We start from the raw sequence: 18,628 nt of genomic DNA on the forward strand, positions 1-18,628 counted from the left end.
GGGGGGGGGGGGCCCCGCGGGCCGGGCGGCGGCCCGCCGGCCCCCCCCCGGGGGGGGGGCCCGGGGGGGCCCCACCCCCACCCCACACCGACCGCAAGGGACACGGCAGCGCCGCAACAAGGGACACGGACCCGAGGCAGCGCCCAACCCACGGACCGCAACAATCAGAAGGCGTACCGGACGCGGCAGTACGGCAGCTTGGCGGCGATCAGGTCCGTCAGCGCGGCGACGTAGGCACCCTTCCGCCCCGTGCGGTATCGCACGTTCCAGCCGCCGGTCTGGGACCGCTTGGGCTGCTGGAGATCCGGGCGCCAGAGCACGTCCTCGGCCTTCGGGTGCCAGCCCAGGTTGACCTCGTGCAGCCGATCGTTGTGGGTCAGGAAGATGACCTCGGCGGCGAGCTGCGCCTTGGCGCGGGGGCCGAGCGCGTCGTCGAGTTGGTCGAGCAGCTCCGCCCAGGTAGCCGGTGATCCGGTCGATGTTGGCGAAGACCGTCACCGGGTTGCTGTAGCCCTTGCGGCGCGGCACGTAACAGTAGGCGCAGGCCATCGCGCAGCCGTTCGCCGTGGACGGGGCGATGAAGTCGGCCGAGCGGCCGTTCGGGCGGGCGGTGAGGGACTTCTTGACCCCCAGCACGAGGGCCTCGCTCTTGATCCGCACCCACCGGGCCACGTTCGTCTCGTCCCCGTACAGCTCGGGGATGCGTGAGTGGCTCTCGACCTCGACGCGCTCGGCATCGGGGAAGCGGTCCAGCACGGCCCGGCCGCGGGGCAGCGCGGCGGCCTCCGGCTCCACGTAGATCCGCCGGATGTCGAACAGCCTCGGATGCGGCACAGCGTCGGTCACAAAACTGGACAACTGCGGACCGATCGGCATTGTTCCCGCCCTGGGCGGCACCGTTTTCCGGCACCGCCGCCCGGGTACCCGGGCGCATGCCCGAGGGCCACCTCATCCACCGGTACGCGCGCGACCAGCACGCCGCACTCGCCGGCCAGGTCCTCTCCGTGTCCAGCCCGCAGGGCCGCCTGGACGCCCGCCCGTACGACGGCCGGCGGCTGCGGGCCGTGGAGGCGTACGGCAAGCACCTGCTCTACCACGTCGACGGGGCACCCGGCCTGCACGTGCACCTCGGGATGAGGGGGCTGTTCCTGCGCTACGACGACCCGGACGTGCCGCCACGGAAGGGAGTGCGGCTGCGCCTGGCCGGCGCCTCTGTCGCGTACGACCTGATCGCCCCGACCCGCTGCGAACCGCTGCCGGCCGATGGCGAGCGCGCGCTGCGGGCCTCGCTCGGCCCGGACCCGTTGCGTGCCGACGCCGACGGCGACGAGGCCGCGCGGCGGCTGACCGCCGCGCGGGCCGCCGTCGGCGCGGCGCTGCTCGACCAGGCGGTGTGGGCGGGTATCGGCAACGCCTGGCGGGCGGAACTGCTCTTCCTCGCCGGCCTCGCCCCGGACGCCCGGGCCGTCGCGTCGGCGACCGCCCACCGGCTGTGGGACCTGGCCGTCCGGCATCTGGCGCTCGGCCGCGACGCCGGCCAGGTGGTCAGCGACCCGGCGGCGCCCGACGAGCGGTGGGTCTACAAGCGGACCACCTGCCGGCGCTGCGGTGCTTCGGTGCGGACGTGGGAGCTGGGCGGGCGCACGGCGTACGCGTGCCCGGTCGACCAGCCGGCGACCTGATCGCCGTCAGCGGCGGGAACGCCAGCGGCCCGCGAGGCGCAGCGCGTTGCAGACGTCGACGACACCCCGCACGTCCCAGGCGATCTCGCCGGCCACCTGCCGGGCGTCCGGTCCCGCCACGACGCCCGCGAGGATGACGACCCGGTTCTGCACCGTCACCACGATCTGCTGCCGGCGGGTGGTCCAGTCGCTGCCCAACCGTTGGGCGACCAGCGCGGCCAACCGGGCGTCCTCGTCGCCGGGCGCGGGCCGGGGCGGCTCGGAACGGAACGCGCCCTCGTCCGGGTACGGCCAGGGCATGAGCATGTGGGCGTCCTCTCGACGGGGCGCGGGTGGCGGTGTCGGCTCAGCGGGACGGCGAGTCGGCCGGCGCCGGGCGGCCGGTCCGGTCCGGCCCGGTCACGGTGGCCGTCAGCCCGGGGGGCTCGCCCGCCCCGGCCGGGGAGAGCCGCCGGACGGCCTCCTCCGGGCTGACGAAGATCGGGAACAGGCCGTCCAGTCGCATGGTGTGCAACACGGTGAGGATGAAGCGCGACGGAGCGGCGAGGCAGAGCACGGCGCCTCGTTCCCGGGCGTCGCGGTGGGCCCGCACGAGCAGCCCCAGCCCGCCCGCGTCGATCAGGTGGACCCGGGTCAGGTCGACCACGACGTGCCCGCAGATGTCCACCGCCTGCCGCAGGGCGGTCCGCAGGTCGTCGGCGGTGTCGACGTCGATGTCGCCGGCGGCGCTCACCACGGCGACGTCGTCGAGGTGGTCCACCCCCAACGTCCCGCCAACCACCTCGTCTCCCCGGCCGGCCTCACCGCCGAGCCCGGCGTCGGGGCCCAGGAGGCTGCAGCGGGGGCAGCGGTGCGGGCCCGTCGCGAAGGGCGACCCGCTCCAGCCCTGCTCGGCGACCAGGGTCCAGACGACCTCGGCGTCCGGCAGGACGCAGGCGGCTCCCGTCGTCACGTCTCCGCAGCTGTCGCAGATCAGCGTCATCGTGTTTTCGTCCGGTACGACGGTCATGGTGTCTTCCTCCACGGGAGGTCGGGCGAGGCGACCCGCCGGCCGGCGACCGGCGGCGTCGGGGTGGAATCGAGGTCCGGCCCCGTCCGGCGGGCCGGGAGGGGCGGGCGCCGCGGGCCCGCCGTGGCGGCCACGAGGGCGACGCCGAGGACGGCGGAGCCGGCCGGGACGGCCAGGCGCCACAGGTCGGAGCGACCGGTGTCGAGGCCGACGATGCGGGCCAGGATGACGCCGAGGACGGCGGTGACGACCCCGGTCACCAGGGCCAGCCAGGCCGGCACCTCCCACCGGCGCGGGACCACCAGCCACCCCGCCGCGGCGACGAGGAGACCCACGGCGAGTGCGGTGACGAGACCGGCGACGGTCATCTGCTCCCTCCTCCGCAGGGGCCGCTCGGCCGACGGCTGTCGTTCCGGCGAGCCCAGCCCGGCCGCGGTGACCGGCGGGCCGGCCGGTTGTCGTCCACCACCCTGGGCGGCACCCGTGGCGCGGGCCACGCGGTTGTATGACAGTTGCGTGACAAAACCGTCGAGCGCCGGACGCGGCTGGGCACTCGCGCCCTCCTTGGGGATGATGCGGGTATGACGGGCGTGCTGGTGATCGAGGACGACGACCGGATCCGTCTGGCGCTGCTGCTCGCGCTCGAGGACGAGGGCTACGCCGTCCGGGGGGCGGCGACCGCCGAGGAAGGGCTGCGGATGCAGCGCCGGGAGCCGGCCGACAACGTGCTGGTCGACCTGATGCTGCCGGGCCTGGACGGCTTCGAGTGCATCCGGCAGCTGCGCCGCGACGACGACGTGCCCATCGTGGTGGTCAGCGCCCGCGACGACACCCACGACATCGTGGCGGCGTTGGAGGCCGGCGCCGACGACTACGTGGTCAAGCCGGTGGCGGTCAAGGAGCTGTCGGCGCGACTGCGGGCGCTGCGCCGCCGGGCCCGGGCGGTGCCCGCGCCCGTGCCGGTCCTCACGTTCGGCCCCTTGGAGATCAGCCCGGACGCGGGGGAGGTGCGTCGGGCCGGCCGACCTGTGCCGGTGACCCGCACCGAGTTCCGGCTGCTGTGCGAGCTGGCCGAGCACGCCGGTCGGGTGTTGTCGCGCCAGCAACTGCTCCAGCGGGTCTGGGGCTACGACACCGGTGACGAGCGGCTCGTCGACGTGCACGTGGGTCGGCTGCGGCAGAAGATCGAGGACGACCCGGGCAGCCCTCGGCACCTGGTCACCCTGCGCGGCCTCGGCTACAAGCTGACCCGGTGAGGCGGCTCGGGCTGCGGGCCCGGGTGTCCGCCGGATTCGCCGTCGGCGCGCTGCTGCTGTCGGCGTCCATGGCGCTGGTCTCGTACGAGTTGACCAGGCGGTCCCTGCTCGACGAGCGGGAGCGCACCGCGGTGCGGACGGCGTACTTCGACGCGGCGGTGGTGCGTACGGGGCTGGACACGGAGGACCCGGATGTCGTGGAGGTGCTGCGGTCCCTCGACACCGGCGGCAACCGCCGACCGTTGCTGCACCGCGGCGACGACTGGTACGCCCGCAACGCCGATGCCGGTCTGACCGCCGCGATCCCGGCCGACCTGCAACAGCTCGTCCGGGCGGGGGAGCCGGCCGTGCAGCGGGTGCGGGTCAACGGCCAGCCCACCCTGCTCGTCGGCCTGCCGCTGGCCCCGTCCACCAGCTACTACGAGCTGACCTCGCTGCGTGAGCTGGACGAGACCCTCCAGGTCCTGGCGCTCGCGCTGACCGCCGTCGCCATCGTGGTCGCCGGCTCCGGCGCCGCCCTGGGCTGGTACGCCACCCGGCACAGCCTGCGCCCGTTGACCGCGGTGGCCGACGCCGCCGAGGAGATCGCCGATGGCAACTTCTCGGCCCGGCTCGCGCCGACCACCGACCCGGACCTCACCCGGCTTTCCACGTCGTTCAACCACATGGTCGACCAGCTCTCCCAGCGCATCGAGCGGGACCGGCGCTTCGCCGCCGACGTCAGCCACGAGCTGCGCTCGCCGCTGCAGACCCTGGCGGCGGCCGCCAGCGTCCTGGCCCGCCGCCGGGAGCATCTCGACGACCGGACCGCCACCGCGGCCGGCCTGGTGGCCGACGAGATCACCCGGTTCCAGCAGCTGGTCAACGACCTGATCCAGCTCGCCCGCAGCGACCAGCCGGCGGATCGGGGGCCGGTCGACGTGGCGGCGTTGGCCCGCCGGGTGTGCCAGGCGCGCGGGCTGCCGGAGGCGCTCGTGCACGTGGCGGCCGGGGTTGCCACGACCTGGCTGGTCGACCAGCGCCGCGTCGAGCAGATCCTGGCCAATCTGGTCGACAACGCGCTCCGCCACGGCGGCGGCCCGGTGGCGGTGCGGCTGTCGCAGCGGGGCGGGACGGGCATCGTCGAGGTCGACGACGAGGGGCCGGGCGTGCCGCCGGCCGACCGAAACGTCGTCTTCGACCGTTTCGTCCGTGGCCGCGCCGCGCACGCCCGCGCGGCCGGCGACGGCACCGGCCTCGGGCTCGCCATCGTCGCCCAGCACGCCGCCGCGCACCGGGGACGCGCCGGCGTGGACGACCGCCCCGGCGGGGGCGCGCGATTCCGGGTCGAATTGCCTGGGGTGTCGCCGTGAGCCGCCGGGCGTGCCGGCCGGGACGGTGGCGGGTCGCCGGCGGCGCGCTCGTCGCCCTCGGGCTGCTCGGCGGCTGCGGCGTCCCGACGGAGGACGCTCCCCGCGCCGTGGCACCCCCGCCCGGGCCGTTCCCCACCTCGGGCACGGTCGTGGCGACCCCGACCCCGACCCTGACGGCGGGGCGGGCGACCGAGGTGCTCTGCTTCGTCCGCGACGACCGCCTGGTGCCCGTCGAGCGCCGGGTGGACGGCACGCCCACCGTCGACGCCCAGCTCCAGCATCTGCTCGCCGGTCCGACCGCCGCCGAGCGCGACAGCGGCCTCAGCACCGCCCTGCCGGGGGCCGTCGCGGCCGCCGTCGCCCGGCCCCGGGGCACCGAGGTCGAGGTCGACGTCGGTGAGGCCGGCGACGAGACGGGCCGCAGCGACGAGGTCCTCGCCTTCGGCCAGATCGTCTGCACCCTGACCGCCCGTTCCGATGTCGACACCGTGGTGTTCCTGCGGGGTGGGGCGCCGCTCGGGGTGCCGCGCGCCGACGGGTCGCTGTCCCGGCGTCCCCTCACCGTCACCGACTACGGCGACCTCGTCGCGCCCCGGTGACGGCCGGGCATCCCCGCCAGCCCGTCGCCGGAGCCGGGGCGCTGCTCGAGCGCACCCCGGCCGGACTGTGCATACTTGCGCCGTCGATGTCGTGCCGGCGGGCGGGCCCCCGGCTGCTGCGAGGTGGTTGTGGTGGTCGAGAGGACGACGGCGCGGCGCGCCCAGCGGACCGGCGGCGGCACGGCGGCGATGGCCGATCCGGGGCTGCGGCAGTTGCTGGCCGGCCTGACGGCGGTGCGCGACGGCGACTTCGGCACCCGGCTGCCGGAGGACGCCGACGGCCTGCTGGGGGAGATCGCCACCGTCTTCAACGGGATGGTGGACCAGCTGTCGTTGTTCACCTCCGAGGTGACCCGGGTGGCCCGGGAGGTGGGCACCGAGGGACAGCTCGGCGGTCAGGCCGAGGTGCCCGGGGTGTCGGGCACCTGGAAGGACCTCACCGACTCGGTCAACGCCATGGCCGGCAACCTCACCGACCAGGTCCGCGACATCGCCGAGGTGGCCACGGCGGTGGCCCGGGGCGACCTGTCGCAGAAGATCACCGTCGACGTGCGCGGTGAGATCCTGGAGCTGAAGAACACCATCAACACGATGGTGGACCAGTTGTCGTCGTTCGCCGACGAGGTGACGCGGGTGGCGCGGGAGGTGGGCAGCGAGGGGCGCCTCGGCGGTCAGGCCGAGGTGCCCGGGGTGGCCGGCACCTGGCGCGACCTCACCGACTCGGTGAACTTCATGGCCGGCAACCTCACCAACCAGGTGCGCAACATCGCCCAGGTCACCACCGCCGTGGCCCGGGGCGACCTGTCGCAGAAGATCACCGTGGACGCCCGGGGCGAGATCCTGGAGCTCAAGAGCACCATCAACACGATGGTGGACCAGTTGTCGTCGTTCGCCGACGAGGTGACGCGGGTGGCGCGGGAGGTCGGCACCGACGGTCGGCTGGGCGGCCAGGCCCAGGTCAGCGGCGTCGCCGGCACCTGGCGGGACCTCACCGACTCGGTGAACTTCATGGCCGGCAACCTGACCAGCCAGGTGCGCAGCATCGCCCAGGTGGCCACGGCGGTGGCCCGGGGCGACCTGTCGCAGAAGATCACCGTCACCGCGCACGGCGAGATCCTGGAGCTGAAGAACACCATCAACACGATGGTGGACCAGTTGTCGTCGTTCGCCGACGAGGTGACGCGGGTGGCCCGGGAGGTCGGCACCGAGGGCCGGCTCGGCGGCCAGGCCGACGTCAAGGGCGTCTCCGGCACCTGGAAGGACCTCACCGAGTCGGTCAACGTCATGGCGGACAACCTCACGGCGCAGGTGCGCAGCATCGCCGAGGTGACCACGGCGGTGGCCAAGGGCGACCTCACCCAGAAGATCCGGGTCGACGCGCGCGGCGAGATCCTGGCGCTGAAGGAGACCATCAACACGATGGTGGACCAGCTCTCCGCGTTCGCCGACGAGGTGACGCGGGTGGCCCGCGAGGTGGGCACCGAGGGCCGCCTCGGCGGCCAGGCGCGGGTGTCCAACGTGGCCGGCACCTGGAAGGACCTCACCGACAACGTCAACGAGATGGCCAACAACCTCACCAACCAGGTGCGTTCGATCGCGCTGGTCGCCACCGCCGTGGCCCAGGGCGACCTGAGCCGGCAGATCACCGTGGAGGCGAAGGGCGAGGTGGCCGTGCTCGCCCAGACCATCAACACGATGGTCGGCACCCTCGGCGCCTTCGCCGACGAGGTGACGCGGGTGGCCCGCGAGGTGGGCACCGAGGGCCGCCTCGGCGGCCAGGCGCGGGTGCCGAACGTGGCCGGCACCTGGAAGGACCTCACCGACAACGTCAACTCGATGGCGAACAATCTCACCGGCCAGGTGCGCAACATCGCCCAGGTCACCACGGCGGTGGCCCAGGGCGACCTGACCAAGAAGATCGACGTGGACGCGCGCGGCGAGATCCTGGAGCTGAAGACCACCATCAACACGATGGTGGACCAGCTCTCGTCGTTCGCGGCCGAGGTGACGCGGGTGGCCAGGGAGGTCGGCAGCGAGGGCCGGCTCGGCGGCCAGGCCGAGGTCGAGGGCGTCTCCGGCACCTGGAAGCGGCTCACCGAGAACGTCAACGAGCTGGCCGGGAACCTGACCCGCCAGGTGCGCGCGATCGCCGAGGTGACCAGCGCCGTCGCCACCGGCGACCTGACCCGCTCCATCACGGTGGACGCCCCCGGCGAGGTCGGCGAGCTGAAGGACAACATCAACTCGATGGTGGAGTCGCTGCGCGAGACCACCCGGACCAACCAGGAACAGGACTGGCTCAAGACCAACCTCGCCCGTATCGCCGGCCTGATGCAGGGCCACCGCGACCTGGACGTGGTCGCCGGCCTGGTGATGAACGAGCTGGCCCCGCTGGTCTCCGCCCAGCTCGGCACGTTCCTGCTGGTCGACGAGAGCGCTGGCGGGACCGGGCTGCGGGTGGTCGGCGGGTACGGGCACGCCGCCACCGGTCGCCGGTACGCCCTCGGCGACTCCCTCGTCGGGCAGGCCGCGGTGAGCAAGCGCGCGATCGTGGTGGACGCCGTGCCGGCCGACTACGTCACCGTCTCCTCCAGCCTCGGCGCCGCCGCCCCGCTGCACCTCGTGGTGCTGCCGATCCTCTTCGAGGACCAGGTGCTCGGCGTCATCGAGCTGGCCAGCATGAGCCGCTTCACCGAGGTGCAGCGCGACTTCCTCGACCAGCTGACCGAGACCCTCGGCGTCAACGTCAACACCATCGTCGCCAACGCCCGGACCGACGTGCTGCTCACCGAGTCGCAGCGACTCGCCGCCGAGCTGCAGGCCCGCTCGGAGGAGCTGCAGGCCCGCTCGGAGGAACTCCAGCGCTCCAACGCCGAGCTGGAGGACAAGGCGGCCCTGCTGGTCCGGCAGAACCACGACATCGAGACGAAGAACTCCGAGATCGAGCAGGCCCGGCAGGAGCTGGAGACCCGCGCCCAGCAGCTCGCGCTCGCCTCGAAGTACAAGTCGGAGTTCCTCGCCAACATGAGCCACGAGCTGCGTACGCCGCTGAACTCGCTGCTCATCCTCGCCCAGCTGCTGGCGCAGAACCCGAACCGCAACCTCACCGCCAAGCAGGTCGAGTACGCCACCGTCATCCACTCGGCCGGCACGGACCTGCTCCAGCTCATCAACGACATCCTCGACCTGTCCAAGGTGGAGGCCGGGAAGATGGACATCAACCCGGAGACCTTCGAGCTGACCGCGCTTGCCGACTACGTCGACGCCACGTTCCGCCCGCTGACCACCCCCCGTGGCCTGGAACTGGAGATCACCACCGGCCCGGGCGTGCCGACCGAGCTGCACACCGACGAGCAGCGGCTGCGGCAGGTGCTGCGCAACCTGGTCTCCAACGCGGTGAAGTTCACCGAGCGGGGCCGGGTGCAGCTGCGCATCGAGCGGGCTGCGCCGAGCGAGCTGCCCGAGGGCTTCGCCCCGACGGACGCCGTCCTCGCGTTCCGGGTGATCGACACCGGCATCGGCATCGCCGAGCGGCACCTGACCGCCATCTTCGACGCCTTCCAGCAGGCCGACGGCACCACGAGCCGGCGGTACGGGGGCACCGGCCTCGGGCTGTCCATCAGCCGGGAGATCGCCCACCTGCTCGGCGGCCGGATCAAGGCGCACAGCGTGCTCGGTCAGGGCAGCACGTTCACCCTCTACCTGCCGGTCGGCGCCGTGCCGACGACGGCGGGCGCCGAGGCGGTCACGGACGGCGGGGCGTCGCCGTGGACGCCCCCGGCGGCGCTGCCGCCGGCCGTCGCCCTCCCGCCGGGCGAGCCCCGCCGGATGCTGGTACTGGAGCGCCACGACAAGGGGCTGCTGACGCTGCTCGCCCAGGGCGTGGCGGCGGACCTCGGCGAGGCGCACCCGCCGGTGGAGGTCTCCACCGCCGTGGACGTGGCCTCGGCGGTGGAGACGCTCGCCGGCGGGCGGCACCACGTCCTGGTGGTCCAGGTCGACCTGCCCGACGACGGCGGGACGACCCTGCTGAAGGCGCTGCACGACGACCCGGTGCTGCGGGGGGTGCCCGTGCTGGCGTACCACGGGCACCCGCTGGCGGCCGGGCAGCAGGCCCTGCTCCAGGCGCTGGCCCACGAGCGGCCGCTGGAGGTCCTGCGCGGCCTGGACGACCTGCGGGAGCGCATCGCCCTGCACCTGACGGCGGTGACCCCCGAGCGGGTGCTGCCGTTCGCCCCGGTGCTGCCCGACGTCCGGGCGGCCGCCGACCGGCTGCCCGGCGAGCTGGCGGGGCGCAAGGTGCTGGTGGTGGACGACGACGCGCGCAACGTCTTCGCGCTCACCAACATCCTGGAGCTGCACGGGCTCGACGTCGTCTACGCGGAGAACGGGCGGCAGGGCATCGAGACGCTCATGCGGCACGACGACATCGACCTCGTACTGATGGACGTGATGATGCCGGAGATGGACGGCTACGCGGCCACCGCCGCGATCCGCGCCATGCCGCGCTACGCCGACCTGCCGATCATCGCGGTGACGGCGAAGGCGATGCACGGCGACCGGGAGAAGAGCATCTCCTCCGGTGCCAGCGACTACGTGACCAAGCCGGTGGACGCCGCCGACCTGCTGGAGTGCATCCACCGCTGGCTCAACGGCTGACCGCGCCCGGCCCGAGCCGCCCGCCCGACCCCCCGACCCCGCCCCGCCGCCCGACCCCGCCGCGCCGGCCGATCCCCGCCCCGCCGGCCGCGCCGGGCGGTACCTGGGGCCGCGGCCCCGCCGCCCGGATCCGGCGGCGGGGCCGAGTCGGATTCCGGGCCGTCACCAATGCGACTCTCCGCATCCGGGCGACCGCGTGGAGTGCTCCGATGTCCCCCTCGGGCCCGAACCGTTCGGGCCCACGGGAACGGAGAGTGCGAGTGGGATCCCAACTACTGCGCCGGGTCGCCACGGCGGCCGTGGCGCTCAGCTGCGCCGTCCTCGGGACGGTGGTGGTCGCGGCGGGGCCGGCGGCGGCCAGCCCGATCCGCAACAACACCCCCTGGTCGGTGCTGCTCTGCAAGTTCAGCGACAAGCCGGCCGAGCCCAGGACCCCGTCGTTCTTCGCCAACTTCCTCACCCACGCCGGGCTCGGCACGGGCGGCGTCGCCGACTACCTCGCCGACCAGTCCGGCGGCCGGGTGTCGCTGGCCGGCTCGGCCGTGCGGGGCTGGTACACGATGCCGTACACCCTGGCGCAGTTCCAGTCGATCGACCGCGGTACGCGCATCCAGCGCTGCGTCGACACCGCGGCGGCCAACGGCTACACCGTCCCCGCCGGGCACCGGACGGCCGTCATGCTGAACGACTGGGTGGACTCCGGGGCGGCGGGCGGCCGGGTGCTGCTCGACCCGGGGGCGTGGAACGTCGGGTTCGCCGCCCACGAGATGCTGCACGGCTACGGTCTCGGGCACTCGTTCTCCAACGACACCACGTACCAGAACGCGCCGTGGTCCCAGCCGGGTGAGTACGACGACCCGTGGGACGAGATGAGCGCCATGCACATCTACACCTTCGCCACCGCGAACTACGGAACGAGCGCCGTCGGGCTCAACGCGTTCCACCGTGACGAACTGGGCTGGCTGCCGAAGAACCGGGTGTTCACCATGGCCGCCGACGGGGTGGGCTCGCGGACCATCACGATGGCGCCGCTGGAGGTGCCGGCGGCGAGCGGCCCGCAACTGGTCCGGATCCCGTTCGACCCGGCCGACCTGTTCCACTACTACACCGTGGAGTTCCGCCGGAAGACCGGCTGGAGCGCCGGCATCCCGGCCGACACCGTCCTGCTGCACGAGGTCCGCAACGGCACGCCCACCCTGCTGCGTACCGGGCCCGGCGGCGGTCCGGCCCAGTCGCTCAACGCCAACGGCGTGCAGATCGGCGTGAACTGGACCTCGGGCAACGCCGCGTCGGTCACCGTCACCACCGACGTGGTCGACCGCTGCCTGCAGGGGTACGTCTGGCGGGAGGCCCGGCCGGGCGACCTGGTCTGCGTCACCCCCGCCACCCGCAGCCAGGTGTGGGCGGACAACGCGGCCGCCCCGAGCCGCTGGATCAACGGCGCGTACGGCCCGCACACCTGCATCTCGGGTTACGTCTGGCGGGAGGCGTACGCCGGTGACGACGTCTGCGTGACCCCCGCGCAGCGCAGCCAGGCCGCCGCCGACAACGCCGCCGCGGCGTCCCGCCGCAACCCGGCCCGCCTGGTGTCCGGCCCGAACACGTGCGTCAGCGGGTACGTCTGGCGCGACGCCGACCAGTCCGACTACGTCTGCGTCACCGGGGCGACCCGGACCCAGGTGCTCGCCGACAACGCCGTCGCGGCGAGCCGCTGGGTCGACGGCGCGTACGGCCCGCACACCTGCGTCTCCGGCTACGTGTGGCGTGAGGCGTTCCTCGGCGACGACGTCTGCGTCACCGGCACCCAGCGCAGTCAGGCCGCCGCGGACAACGTCGCCGGCCCGAGCCGGGTGCTGCGGCCGGGCGGCTGACCCGCGGCGCTCCCCGGGCGGCCGCCCGGGGAGCGCCTCCGGCGTCAGCGGCGTGCCTCGAACGCCTCCCGGTCGAGGAACATCAGCCGGGCCCGCTTGTCGGGCAGGTCGATCAGCGGGCCGGCGACGAAGCCGGCCAGCAGCAGCCGATGCACCGCCTTGTCGTTGCGCGCGTCCGGCTCCATGACGACCCGCCGGCGCCCGGGGTCGGCGAAGACGAAGCCGAGGAACACGCCCAGCAGGGTGCCCGTGAAGCCGCGCTCGGTTCTGGTGGGCGGGCCGATCAGCAGGTGGACCCCTTGGTCACCGGGCCGGACGTCGTAGCACCGGCCGACCGGGTCGACCGCCGGCTCGTACGTCTGGAACAGGGCGACCGGCACGCCGTCGCGGTGCACGAGCCACGCGTGGTGGGTGGTCAGCGAGTCCAGGTAGCGGTAGATCTCGGCGACCCGCTCGCGGCCGGCGTCGCGCATGCCCCAGAACCGGGCCCGTTCCTCGCCGACCCAGCCGTGGATCAGGTCGATGTCCGCGTCCGGGTCGACGGGGCGGATAGTGACCCGGCCGAACCCGTCGACCTCCTGTCCGTAGGTGCCGGTCGCCTCACGCATCGTGACCACCGTACGGCGATTCCGGTCGACGCGCACGGACGTGGCCGCCCGGCCGGCGCGGGGCGGGGCTCAGGCCGGGTCCCCGCCGGCGGCCGCGACCGCCGGGGCAGGCGCGCCGGCCCGGCGGCGGGCGGCGGGGACGACCAGGGGGGTGCCGGTCTCCGGGTCGTCGATGACCCGGCAGGGCAGTCGGAAGACCTCCTCGACCAGATCCGCGGTGACCACCTCCCGGGGCGGGCCGGCGGCGACCACCCGGCCGTCGCGCATCGCGATCAGGTGCGTCGCGTAGCGGGCGGCGTGGTTGAGGTCGTGCAGCACCGCCACCAGCGTGCGGCCCTGCTCCTCGTGCAGCCGGGCGCAGAGGTCGAGGATCTCGATCTGGTGGGCGATGTCCAGGTAGGTGGTCGGCTCGTCCAGCAGCAGCAGGGGCGTCTGCTGGGCCAGCGCCATCGCGATCCACACGCGCTGCCGCTGCCCGCCGGACAGCTCGTCGACCGGCCGGTCGGCCAGGTCGGCCACCCCGGTCGCGGCCATCGACTCGGCGACCACCCGCTCGTCCTCGCGCGACCACTGCCGCAGCAGCCCCTGGTGCGGGTACCGGCCGCGCGCGACGAGTTCGGCGACGCCGATGCCGTCCGGGGCGACGGACGTCTGCGGCAGCAGGCCGAGGGTGCGCGCGACGCCCCGGGCCGGCAGCCGGTGGATGTCCTCCCCGTCCAGCAGCACCGCCCCGGCGGTCGGCTTCAGCAGCCGGGACAGGGCGCGCAGCAGCGTCGACTTGCCGCAGGCGTTGGGGCCGATGATGACGGTGAAGGAGCGGTCGGGCACGGCGACGCTCAGGTCCTCGGCGATGGTCCGCCGCTCGTAGGCGAGGGTCATCGCGCTGCCGCTCAGCCGGGACTGCATGCTCCGTGCTCCGTTCTCGTCGTGGGTGGCCCGCCGGCCGTCCCCGGTCACAGCCGACCGGCCCGGCGTTCGGTGGCGAGCAGCCAGACCAGGTAGGCGCCGCCCAGCACCCCGGTCACCACGCCCACCGGAAGTTGGTGCCCGGGGAACGCGCGTACCGCGAGCTGGTCGGCGGCGACCAGCAGCACCGCCCCGACGGCCGCCGACGGCAGCAGGTTCGGCCCCGGCGCCCGGGTCAGCCGCCGGGCCAGGTGCGGCGCGGTGAGCGCCACGAAGTTCACCGGCCCGGCGGCGGCCGCGGCGAGGGAGACCAGCAGCACCGCCACCGCCAGCACGACCAGTCGCACCCGCTCCACGCGTACGCCGAGGGCGGAGGCGGTGTCGTCGCCCATCTCGACCAGGCGCAGGGCCGGCCCGAAGCCGACCAGCAGCACGGGCACCAGCACCGCCAGCGCGACCAGCAGGGGCAGCGCGTTGACCCAGCCGCGCCCGTCCAGGCTGCCGGTGAGCCAGAGCACGGCGCGGGCGGCGTCCATCAGTGGGGCCCGGGTCAGCAGCCAGCCGTTGACGCCGGTGAGGATCGCCATGGTGCCGATGCCGACCAGGATCAGCCGGAACCCGTGCACGCCGCGCCGCCAGGCCAGCGCGTACACCAGGATGCCGGTGGCCAGGCCGCCGACCACCGCCGCCGAGGCCAGCAGCATGCTGCTGCCGCCGAGCACCACCACGACCAGCGCGCCGGTCGACGCGCCCTGGGTGAAGCCGAGCATGTCGGGGCTGCCCAGCGGGTTGCGGACCAGCGACTGGAAGACCGTGCCGGCCAGCGCGAGCGCGGCGCCGACGCAGAGCGCGGTCACCAGCCGGGGCAGCCGCAGCTCGGTGACGATGAACTCCTCGGCCGGGCTGCCCCGGCCGGCGAGGGCGCGCAGGACGTCGGAGGGGCTCATCGGATAGTCGCCGCTGCCGATGGCGAGCACGCCCAGCGCCAGGGCGAGCACCACGCAGGTGAGGCCGACGGCGATGGCGCGGGGGCGCAGCCGCAGGGACACGCCGCCGGGGGTGCGGATGGTGATCACGGGTGGCCCACCCGCCCGCGCAGCACCAGCCAGAGGAAGAGCGGCCCGCCTGCCACGGCGGTCACCATGCCGACCTGGAGTTCGCCCGGCCGGCTCAGCACCCGGCCCAGCACGTCGGCGCCGAGCAGCAGCACCGGGGCGAGCACCGCGCAGTACGGCAGCAGCCAGCGCAGGTCCGGCCCGGTGAGCGCGCGGACCAGGTGGGGCACGAGCAGACCGACGAAGACGATCGGCCCGCAGGCGGCCGTGGCGGCTCCGCAGAGCAGCGTGATCGCCACGATGACGGTGCCCCGGACGAGGGCCGGCCGGGCGCCGAGGGCGCGCGCCGCGTCGTCGCCGAGCGCCAGCGCGTTGAGCGCGCGGGTGGCGGACAGGGCGACCAGCAGGCCCGCCGCGATGAACGGTGCGACCGTGCGCACGGTCGATGCCTCGGCGCTGGCCAGCGAGCCGACCGTCCAGAACCGCAGCCGCTCCAGCGACGCCGTGTCGAGCAGCATCACGGCGCTGACGTACGAGTAGAGGGTGGCGTTGAGCGCCGCGCCGGCCAGCGCCAGCCGGGCGGGGGTGGCGCCGCGCCCGCCGCCGACGAGGTAGACGGCGGCGGTGACGACGGCCGCGCCGAGCAGCGCGAACCAGACCTGGCCGCCGACGCCGCCGATGCCGAGCAGGGCCGCCGCGCTGGCCACCGCCGCCGAGGCGCCGGCGTTGATGCCGAGCAGCCCGGGGTCGGCCAGCGGGTTGCGGGTCAGCGCCTGCATCACCGCGCCGGCCACGCCGAGCGCCGCGCCGGCGAGCAGGCCGAGCAGCGTACGCGGCAGCCGCATCCGGTGCACGACGGCGTACTCGGCGGCGTCGCGGTGCAGCAGGCCCTGCCACACGTCGGTGAGCGGGAGCTGCTTGGCGCCCACGGCGATGCTGAGCACCGCGACGGCGACGAGCAGCAGCACCGACGCCGCGAGGCCGGCGGCCCGCAGCGCGGCGCGGCCACGCCGGGGCGTGACGGACCGTGCCGGTGGCACGCCGATGCGTGGGGAGAGGGTGGCGGACAGTGTGGGCTCCGATGTGGTGCGTGATTCCGGACCGGCCTTGACAGCAATTTAGGTTAGGTTAACCTAACTCCGCTGTCCATGGTCCTTCGCCCGACCCTGATCGAAAGACATCGCCATGCCGCATCCCGCGACCGCCCGCCGACTCTCCCGCCGGGGCCTGCTCGCCGCCGGTGGCGCCGCCACCCTGGCCGCCCTGCTCGCCGGCTGCGGCCGGGACGACGACTCCGCCGCCCCCGCCGCGTCCGGCTCCGGCGGACCGTGGTCGTTCACCGACGACCGCAACGAGAAGGTGAGCGCCGCCAACCGCCCGACCCGGGTGGTCGCCTTCACCGGGGTCGCCGCCGCGCTGGTCGACTTCGGACTCGACAAGCAGATCGTCGGCGTGTTCGGCGAGACGAAGCGCGCCGACGGCACCGCCGAGCCGCAGGCCGGCGACCTGAACGTGGACGCCGTGGAGATCCTCGGCAACGTCTGGGGCGAGTTCAGCCTGGAGAAGTACGCGGCCCTGCGGCCGGAGCTGCTCGTCACCCACATGTACGACCCGGGCGCCCTGTGGTACGTGCCGGACGAGAGCAAGGACAAGATCCTCCCGCTCGCCCCCAGCGTGGCGATCACCACCGCCCGGGTGCCGATGACCAAGCCGATCGAGCGGTACGCGCAGCTCGCCGAGTCCCTCGGCGCCGACCTGTCCGCCAAGAAGGTCACCGACGCCAAGGCCCGCTTCGAGGCCGCCGCCGAGGCGGTCCGCCAGGCGGTCAAGGCGAACCCCGGCATCAAGGTGCTGGCCTCCTCCGGCAGCCCCGACCTGTTCTACGTCTCCAACCCGAAGGTCAGCACCGACCTGATGTACTTCGCCGAGCTGGGCGTGGAGATCGTCGTCCCCACCAAGCTGGAGGCCGGCGACTACTTCGAGGCCCTGAGCTGGGAGAACGCGGGCAAGTTCCCGGCCGACCTGATCCTGCTCGACAACCGCAACACCGCCCTGCAGCCCAAGGACATGGCCAGCAAGCCGACCTGGCAGCAGCTCCCGGCGGTCAAGGCCAACCAGATCACCCCGTGGGACGCCGTGCCCCGCTTCTCGTACGCCGGCGCCGCCCCGCTGCTGGAGAACCTGGCCACCGCCATCCGGAACGCGAAGAAGGTCACCGCATGACCACGGTGGTCGCCCTCCAGTACCGCTTCTACGCCGCGCGGGTCGTCGGCGCCCGGCGGATCGGCGCCTCCCTGATCCGGGTCACCCTCGGCGGACCGGAGCTGGCCGACTTCGCCGGCGGCGGCCGGGACCAGAGCGTCTCCCTGTTCCTGCCGCACCCCGGCCAGCCCGCGCCGGTGCTCCCCGTCCAGGCGGGGGAGGACTGGTTCGGCGCGTACCGGGCGATGGACCCCGACGTGCGCGCGGTGATGCGCTCCTACACCATCCGGGAGCAGCGGCCCGAGCTGGCCGAGGTGGACATCGACTTCGTCAGCCACGGCGAGACCGGCCCCGCCTCCCGCTGGGCGGGGCACGCCCTGCCGGGCGACCGGGTGGTGCTGCTCGGCCCGGCCGTGCACGACAACCGCAGCGTCTGCTTCCGCCCGCCGGCCGGCACCGACTCGGTCCTGCTGGTCGCCGACGAGACCGCCCTGCCCGCCGCCGCCGGGATCCTGGCCTGGCTGCCCGCCGAGGCCCGGGCCCGGGCCTGGATCGAGGTCCCCGACGCGGGCGACATCCAGGAGTTGCCCACCGCCGCCCGCGCCGAGGTGAGCTGGGTCGTCCGGGGCGGCACCGCCCCCGGCAGCACCCTGCTGGCGGACGCGGTCCGCGCCGCCCGGCTGCCGGCCGGCACCCCGTACGCCTGGGTCGCCGGCGAGTCGTCGATGGTGCGGGCCGTGCGGCGGCACCTCGTCGGCGAGCGCGGCCTGGACCGGCGTCACGTCACCTTCTCCGGCTACTGGCGCCGCGGCGCCTCCGAGGAGGACCTGCGCGCCGAGGCCGCCGCCGCGGCCACCGCCTGACGGCCGGCGGCCGGCCCCGCTCCGTGGACGGGGCGGCGCCGGGTCAGAACTCCCGGTACATCACGTGCAGGCCCACCCGGCCGAGGGTGGGGTGCGCGAACGCGCCGGGCACGGTGCCGACCACGGCGAAGCCCTCCCGCCGGTACAACTCGACGGCCGAGGTATTCGTCTCGACCACCGCGTTGAACTGCATGCCCGCGTACCCCCGGTCGCGCGCCCAGTCGAGCGCGTAGCGGCACAGCGCGGTGCCCACGCCCCGGCCGCGCGCGTCACGGGCCACCATGAAGCTCGCGGTGGAGACGTGCGACCCCGGGCCGGGGCGGTTGGTGCCCATCTTGGCGGTGCCCAGCACCCGGTCGCCGTCGACCGCCACCACCGTGCGGCCCGGTGCGGCCTCCACCCACATGTCGTACGCCTGGTCGGCGGTCATCTCCGGGTCGTACGGGAAGGTCTCCCGCGCCCGGACCACCTCCCGGACGATCGGCCACACCTGGGTCCAGTCGGGCTCGTGGAACTCGCGGATCTGCACGGCGGCACCCTAGGAGGCCGCCGCGCGCCCCGGCAAC

Annotated in this window: 16 protein-coding genes and 2 pseudogenes; 8 read left to right on the top strand and 10 right to left on the bottom strand. The window is 74.4% G+C overall.

What is annotated here, in order from left to right; genetic code table 11:
• Nucleotides 1-164: 164 nt before the first annotated feature.
• Entirely contained in the window at nucleotides 165-320 is a 156-nt protein-coding gene (locus ACFY23_RS25675; RefSeq protein ID WP_350687560.1) for a hypothetical protein, read from the bottom strand.
• A 208-nt stretch (nucleotides 321-528) separates the two neighbouring features.
• A pseudogene (locus ACFY23_RS25680) lies at nucleotides 529-876 on the bottom strand (spore photoproduct lyase family protein); the annotation flags it as partial.
• Between the two features lie 56 nt (nucleotides 877-932).
• On the opposite strand from ACFY23_RS25680, the gene ACFY23_RS25685 reads away from it, so the two are divergent.
• Nucleotides 933-1,682 (top strand): DNA-formamidopyrimidine glycosylase family protein, encoded by a 750-nt coding sequence (locus ACFY23_RS25685; RefSeq protein ID WP_350819660.1) that lies wholly within the window; start codon nucleotides 933-935, stop codon nucleotides 1,680-1,682.
• A gap of 6 nt (nucleotides 1,683-1,688) precedes the next feature.
• Here the strand turns inward: ACFY23_RS25685 and ACFY23_RS25690 are convergent, their stop codons facing one another.
• The 3 genes from ACFY23_RS25690 to ACFY23_RS25700 are packed head-to-tail and all read right to left on the bottom strand — an operon-like array spanning nucleotide 1,689 to nucleotide 3,059.
• Complete coding sequence (locus ACFY23_RS25690) at nucleotides 1,689-1,988, bottom strand: BON domain-containing protein (RefSeq protein WP_350686355.1); 300 nt, start codon at nucleotides 1,986-1,988, stop codon at nucleotides 1,689-1,691.
• 40 nt (nucleotides 1,989-2,028) lie between these two features.
• Entirely contained in the window at nucleotides 2,029-2,691 is a 663-nt protein-coding gene (locus ACFY23_RS25695; protein WP_350686353.1) for an STAS domain-containing protein, read from the bottom strand.
• On the bottom strand, nucleotides 2,688-3,059 hold the full coding sequence (locus ACFY23_RS25700; RefSeq protein ID WP_350686352.1) for a hypothetical protein: 372 nt from the start codon (nucleotides 3,057-3,059) through the stop codon (nucleotides 2,688-2,690). Before ACFY23_RS25700 ends, ACFY23_RS25695 begins: the two co-directional genes overlap by 4 nt.
• A gap of 213 nt (nucleotides 3,060-3,272) precedes the next feature.
• On the opposite strand from ACFY23_RS25700, the gene ACFY23_RS25705 reads away from it, so the two are divergent.
• From ACFY23_RS25705 to ACFY23_RS25725, 5 genes are all read left to right on the top strand, one after another.
• Entirely contained in the window at nucleotides 3,273-3,947 is a 675-nt protein-coding gene (locus ACFY23_RS25705; RefSeq protein ID WP_350686351.1) for a response regulator transcription factor, read from the top strand.
• On the top strand, nucleotides 3,944-5,299 hold the full coding sequence (locus ACFY23_RS25710; protein ID WP_350686349.1) for a HAMP domain-containing sensor histidine kinase: 1,356 nt from the start codon (nucleotides 3,944-3,946) through the stop codon (nucleotides 5,297-5,299). Before ACFY23_RS25705 ends, ACFY23_RS25710 begins: the two co-directional genes overlap by 4 nt.
• Entirely contained in the window at nucleotides 5,296-5,898 is a 603-nt protein-coding gene (locus tag ACFY23_RS25715; protein WP_350686348.1) for a GerMN domain-containing protein, read from the top strand. Before ACFY23_RS25710 ends, ACFY23_RS25715 begins: the two co-directional genes overlap by 4 nt.
• Before the next feature lie 189 nt (nucleotides 5,899-6,087).
• Nucleotides 6,088-10,557, top strand: coding sequence for a HAMP domain-containing protein (locus tag ACFY23_RS25720; RefSeq protein ID WP_350819674.1), 4,470 nt, complete (start codon nucleotides 6,088-6,090; stop codon nucleotides 10,555-10,557).
• Between the two features lie 260 nt (nucleotides 10,558-10,817).
• Nucleotides 10,818-12,428 carry a hypothetical protein gene (locus ACFY23_RS25725; protein WP_350687487.1) on the top strand — a complete coding sequence of 537 codons (1,611 nt, stop codon included), beginning with the start codon at nucleotides 10,818-10,820 and terminating at the stop codon, nucleotides 12,426-12,428.
• Nucleotides 12,429-12,472: 44 nt separating this feature from the next.
• Here ACFY23_RS25725 and ACFY23_RS25730 read toward each other — a convergent pair whose 3' ends face one another.
• From ACFY23_RS25730 to ACFY23_RS25745, 4 genes are all read right to left on the bottom strand, one after another.
• Nucleotides 12,473-13,036: a GNAT family N-acetyltransferase gene (locus ACFY23_RS25730; protein WP_350687307.1), complete on the bottom strand. Its 564-nt coding sequence runs from the start codon at nucleotides 13,034-13,036 to the stop codon at nucleotides 12,473-12,475.
• A gap of 69 nt (nucleotides 13,037-13,105) precedes the next feature.
• Nucleotides 13,106-13,942: an ABC transporter ATP-binding protein gene (locus ACFY23_RS25735; protein ID WP_350687305.1), complete on the bottom strand. Its 837-nt coding sequence runs from the start codon at nucleotides 13,940-13,942 to the stop codon at nucleotides 13,106-13,108.
• A 47-nt stretch (nucleotides 13,943-13,989) separates the two neighbouring features.
• Nucleotides 13,990-15,018, bottom strand: coding sequence for an iron chelate uptake ABC transporter family permease subunit (locus ACFY23_RS25740; RefSeq protein WP_350687303.1), 1,029 nt, complete (start codon nucleotides 15,016-15,018; stop codon nucleotides 13,990-13,992).
• On the bottom strand, nucleotides 15,015-16,115 hold the full coding sequence (locus ACFY23_RS25745; RefSeq protein WP_387038125.1) for a FecCD family ABC transporter permease: 1,101 nt from the start codon (nucleotides 16,113-16,115) through the stop codon (nucleotides 15,015-15,017). Before ACFY23_RS25745 ends, ACFY23_RS25740 begins: the two co-directional genes overlap by 4 nt.
• A 67-nt stretch (nucleotides 16,116-16,182) precedes the next feature.
• On the opposite strand from ACFY23_RS25745, the pseudogene ACFY23_RS25750 reads away from it, so the two are divergent.
• Both ACFY23_RS25750 and ACFY23_RS25755 read left to right on the top strand, forming a co-directional pair.
• A pseudogene (locus ACFY23_RS25750) lies at nucleotides 16,183-17,121 on the top strand (ABC transporter substrate-binding protein); the annotation flags it as partial.
• A 95-nt stretch (nucleotides 17,122-17,216) separates the two neighbouring features.
• Nucleotides 17,217-18,062, top strand: coding sequence for a siderophore-interacting protein (locus ACFY23_RS25755; protein ID WP_350686467.1), 846 nt, complete (start codon nucleotides 17,217-17,219; stop codon nucleotides 18,060-18,062).
• A 43-nt stretch (nucleotides 18,063-18,105) separates the two neighbouring features.
• Here ACFY23_RS25755 and ACFY23_RS25760 read toward each other — a convergent pair whose 3' ends face one another.
• Nucleotides 18,106-18,591, bottom strand: coding sequence for a GNAT family N-acetyltransferase (locus ACFY23_RS25760; RefSeq protein WP_350686469.1), 486 nt, complete (start codon nucleotides 18,589-18,591; stop codon nucleotides 18,106-18,108).
• Nucleotides 18,592-18,628 lie beyond the last annotated feature (37 nt).

This window comes from Micromonospora sp. NPDC000121 (assembly GCF_042899165.1).
In the GTDB taxonomy this organism is placed as follows: Bacteria; Actinomycetota; Actinomycetes; order Mycobacteriales; family Micromonosporaceae; genus Micromonospora.

Excerpts from the sequence above, each read along its gene's own strand:
- ACFY23_RS25685 (WP_350819660.1), top strand. The coding sequence starts at position 933 with ATGCCCGAGGGCCACCTCATCCACCGGTACGCGCGCGACCAGCACGCC.
- ACFY23_RS25690 (WP_350686355.1), bottom strand. The coding sequence starts at position 1,988 with ATGCTCATGCCCTGGCCGTACCCGGACGAGGGCGCGTTCCGTTCCGAG.
- ACFY23_RS25695 (WP_350686353.1), bottom strand. The coding sequence starts at position 2,691 with ATGACCGTCGTACCGGACGAAAACACGATGACGCTGATCTGCGACAGC.
- ACFY23_RS25700 (WP_350686352.1), bottom strand. The coding sequence starts at position 3,059 with ATGACCGTCGCCGGTCTCGTCACCGCACTCGCCGTGGGTCTCCTCGTC.
- ACFY23_RS25705 (WP_350686351.1), top strand. The coding sequence starts at position 3,273 with ATGACGGGCGTGCTGGTGATCGAGGACGACGACCGGATCCGTCTGGCG.
- ACFY23_RS25720 (WP_350819674.1), top strand. The coding sequence starts at position 6,088 with ATGGCCGATCCGGGGCTGCGGCAGTTGCTGGCCGGCCTGACGGCGGTG.
- ACFY23_RS25730 (WP_350687307.1), bottom strand. The coding sequence starts at position 13,036 with ATGCGTGAGGCGACCGGCACCTACGGACAGGAGGTCGACGGGTTCGGC.
- ACFY23_RS25735 (WP_350687305.1), bottom strand. The coding sequence starts at position 13,942 with ATGCAGTCCCGGCTGAGCGGCAGCGCGATGACCCTCGCCTACGAGCGG.
- ACFY23_RS25755 (WP_350686467.1), top strand. The coding sequence starts at position 17,217 with ATGACCACGGTGGTCGCCCTCCAGTACCGCTTCTACGCCGCGCGGGTC.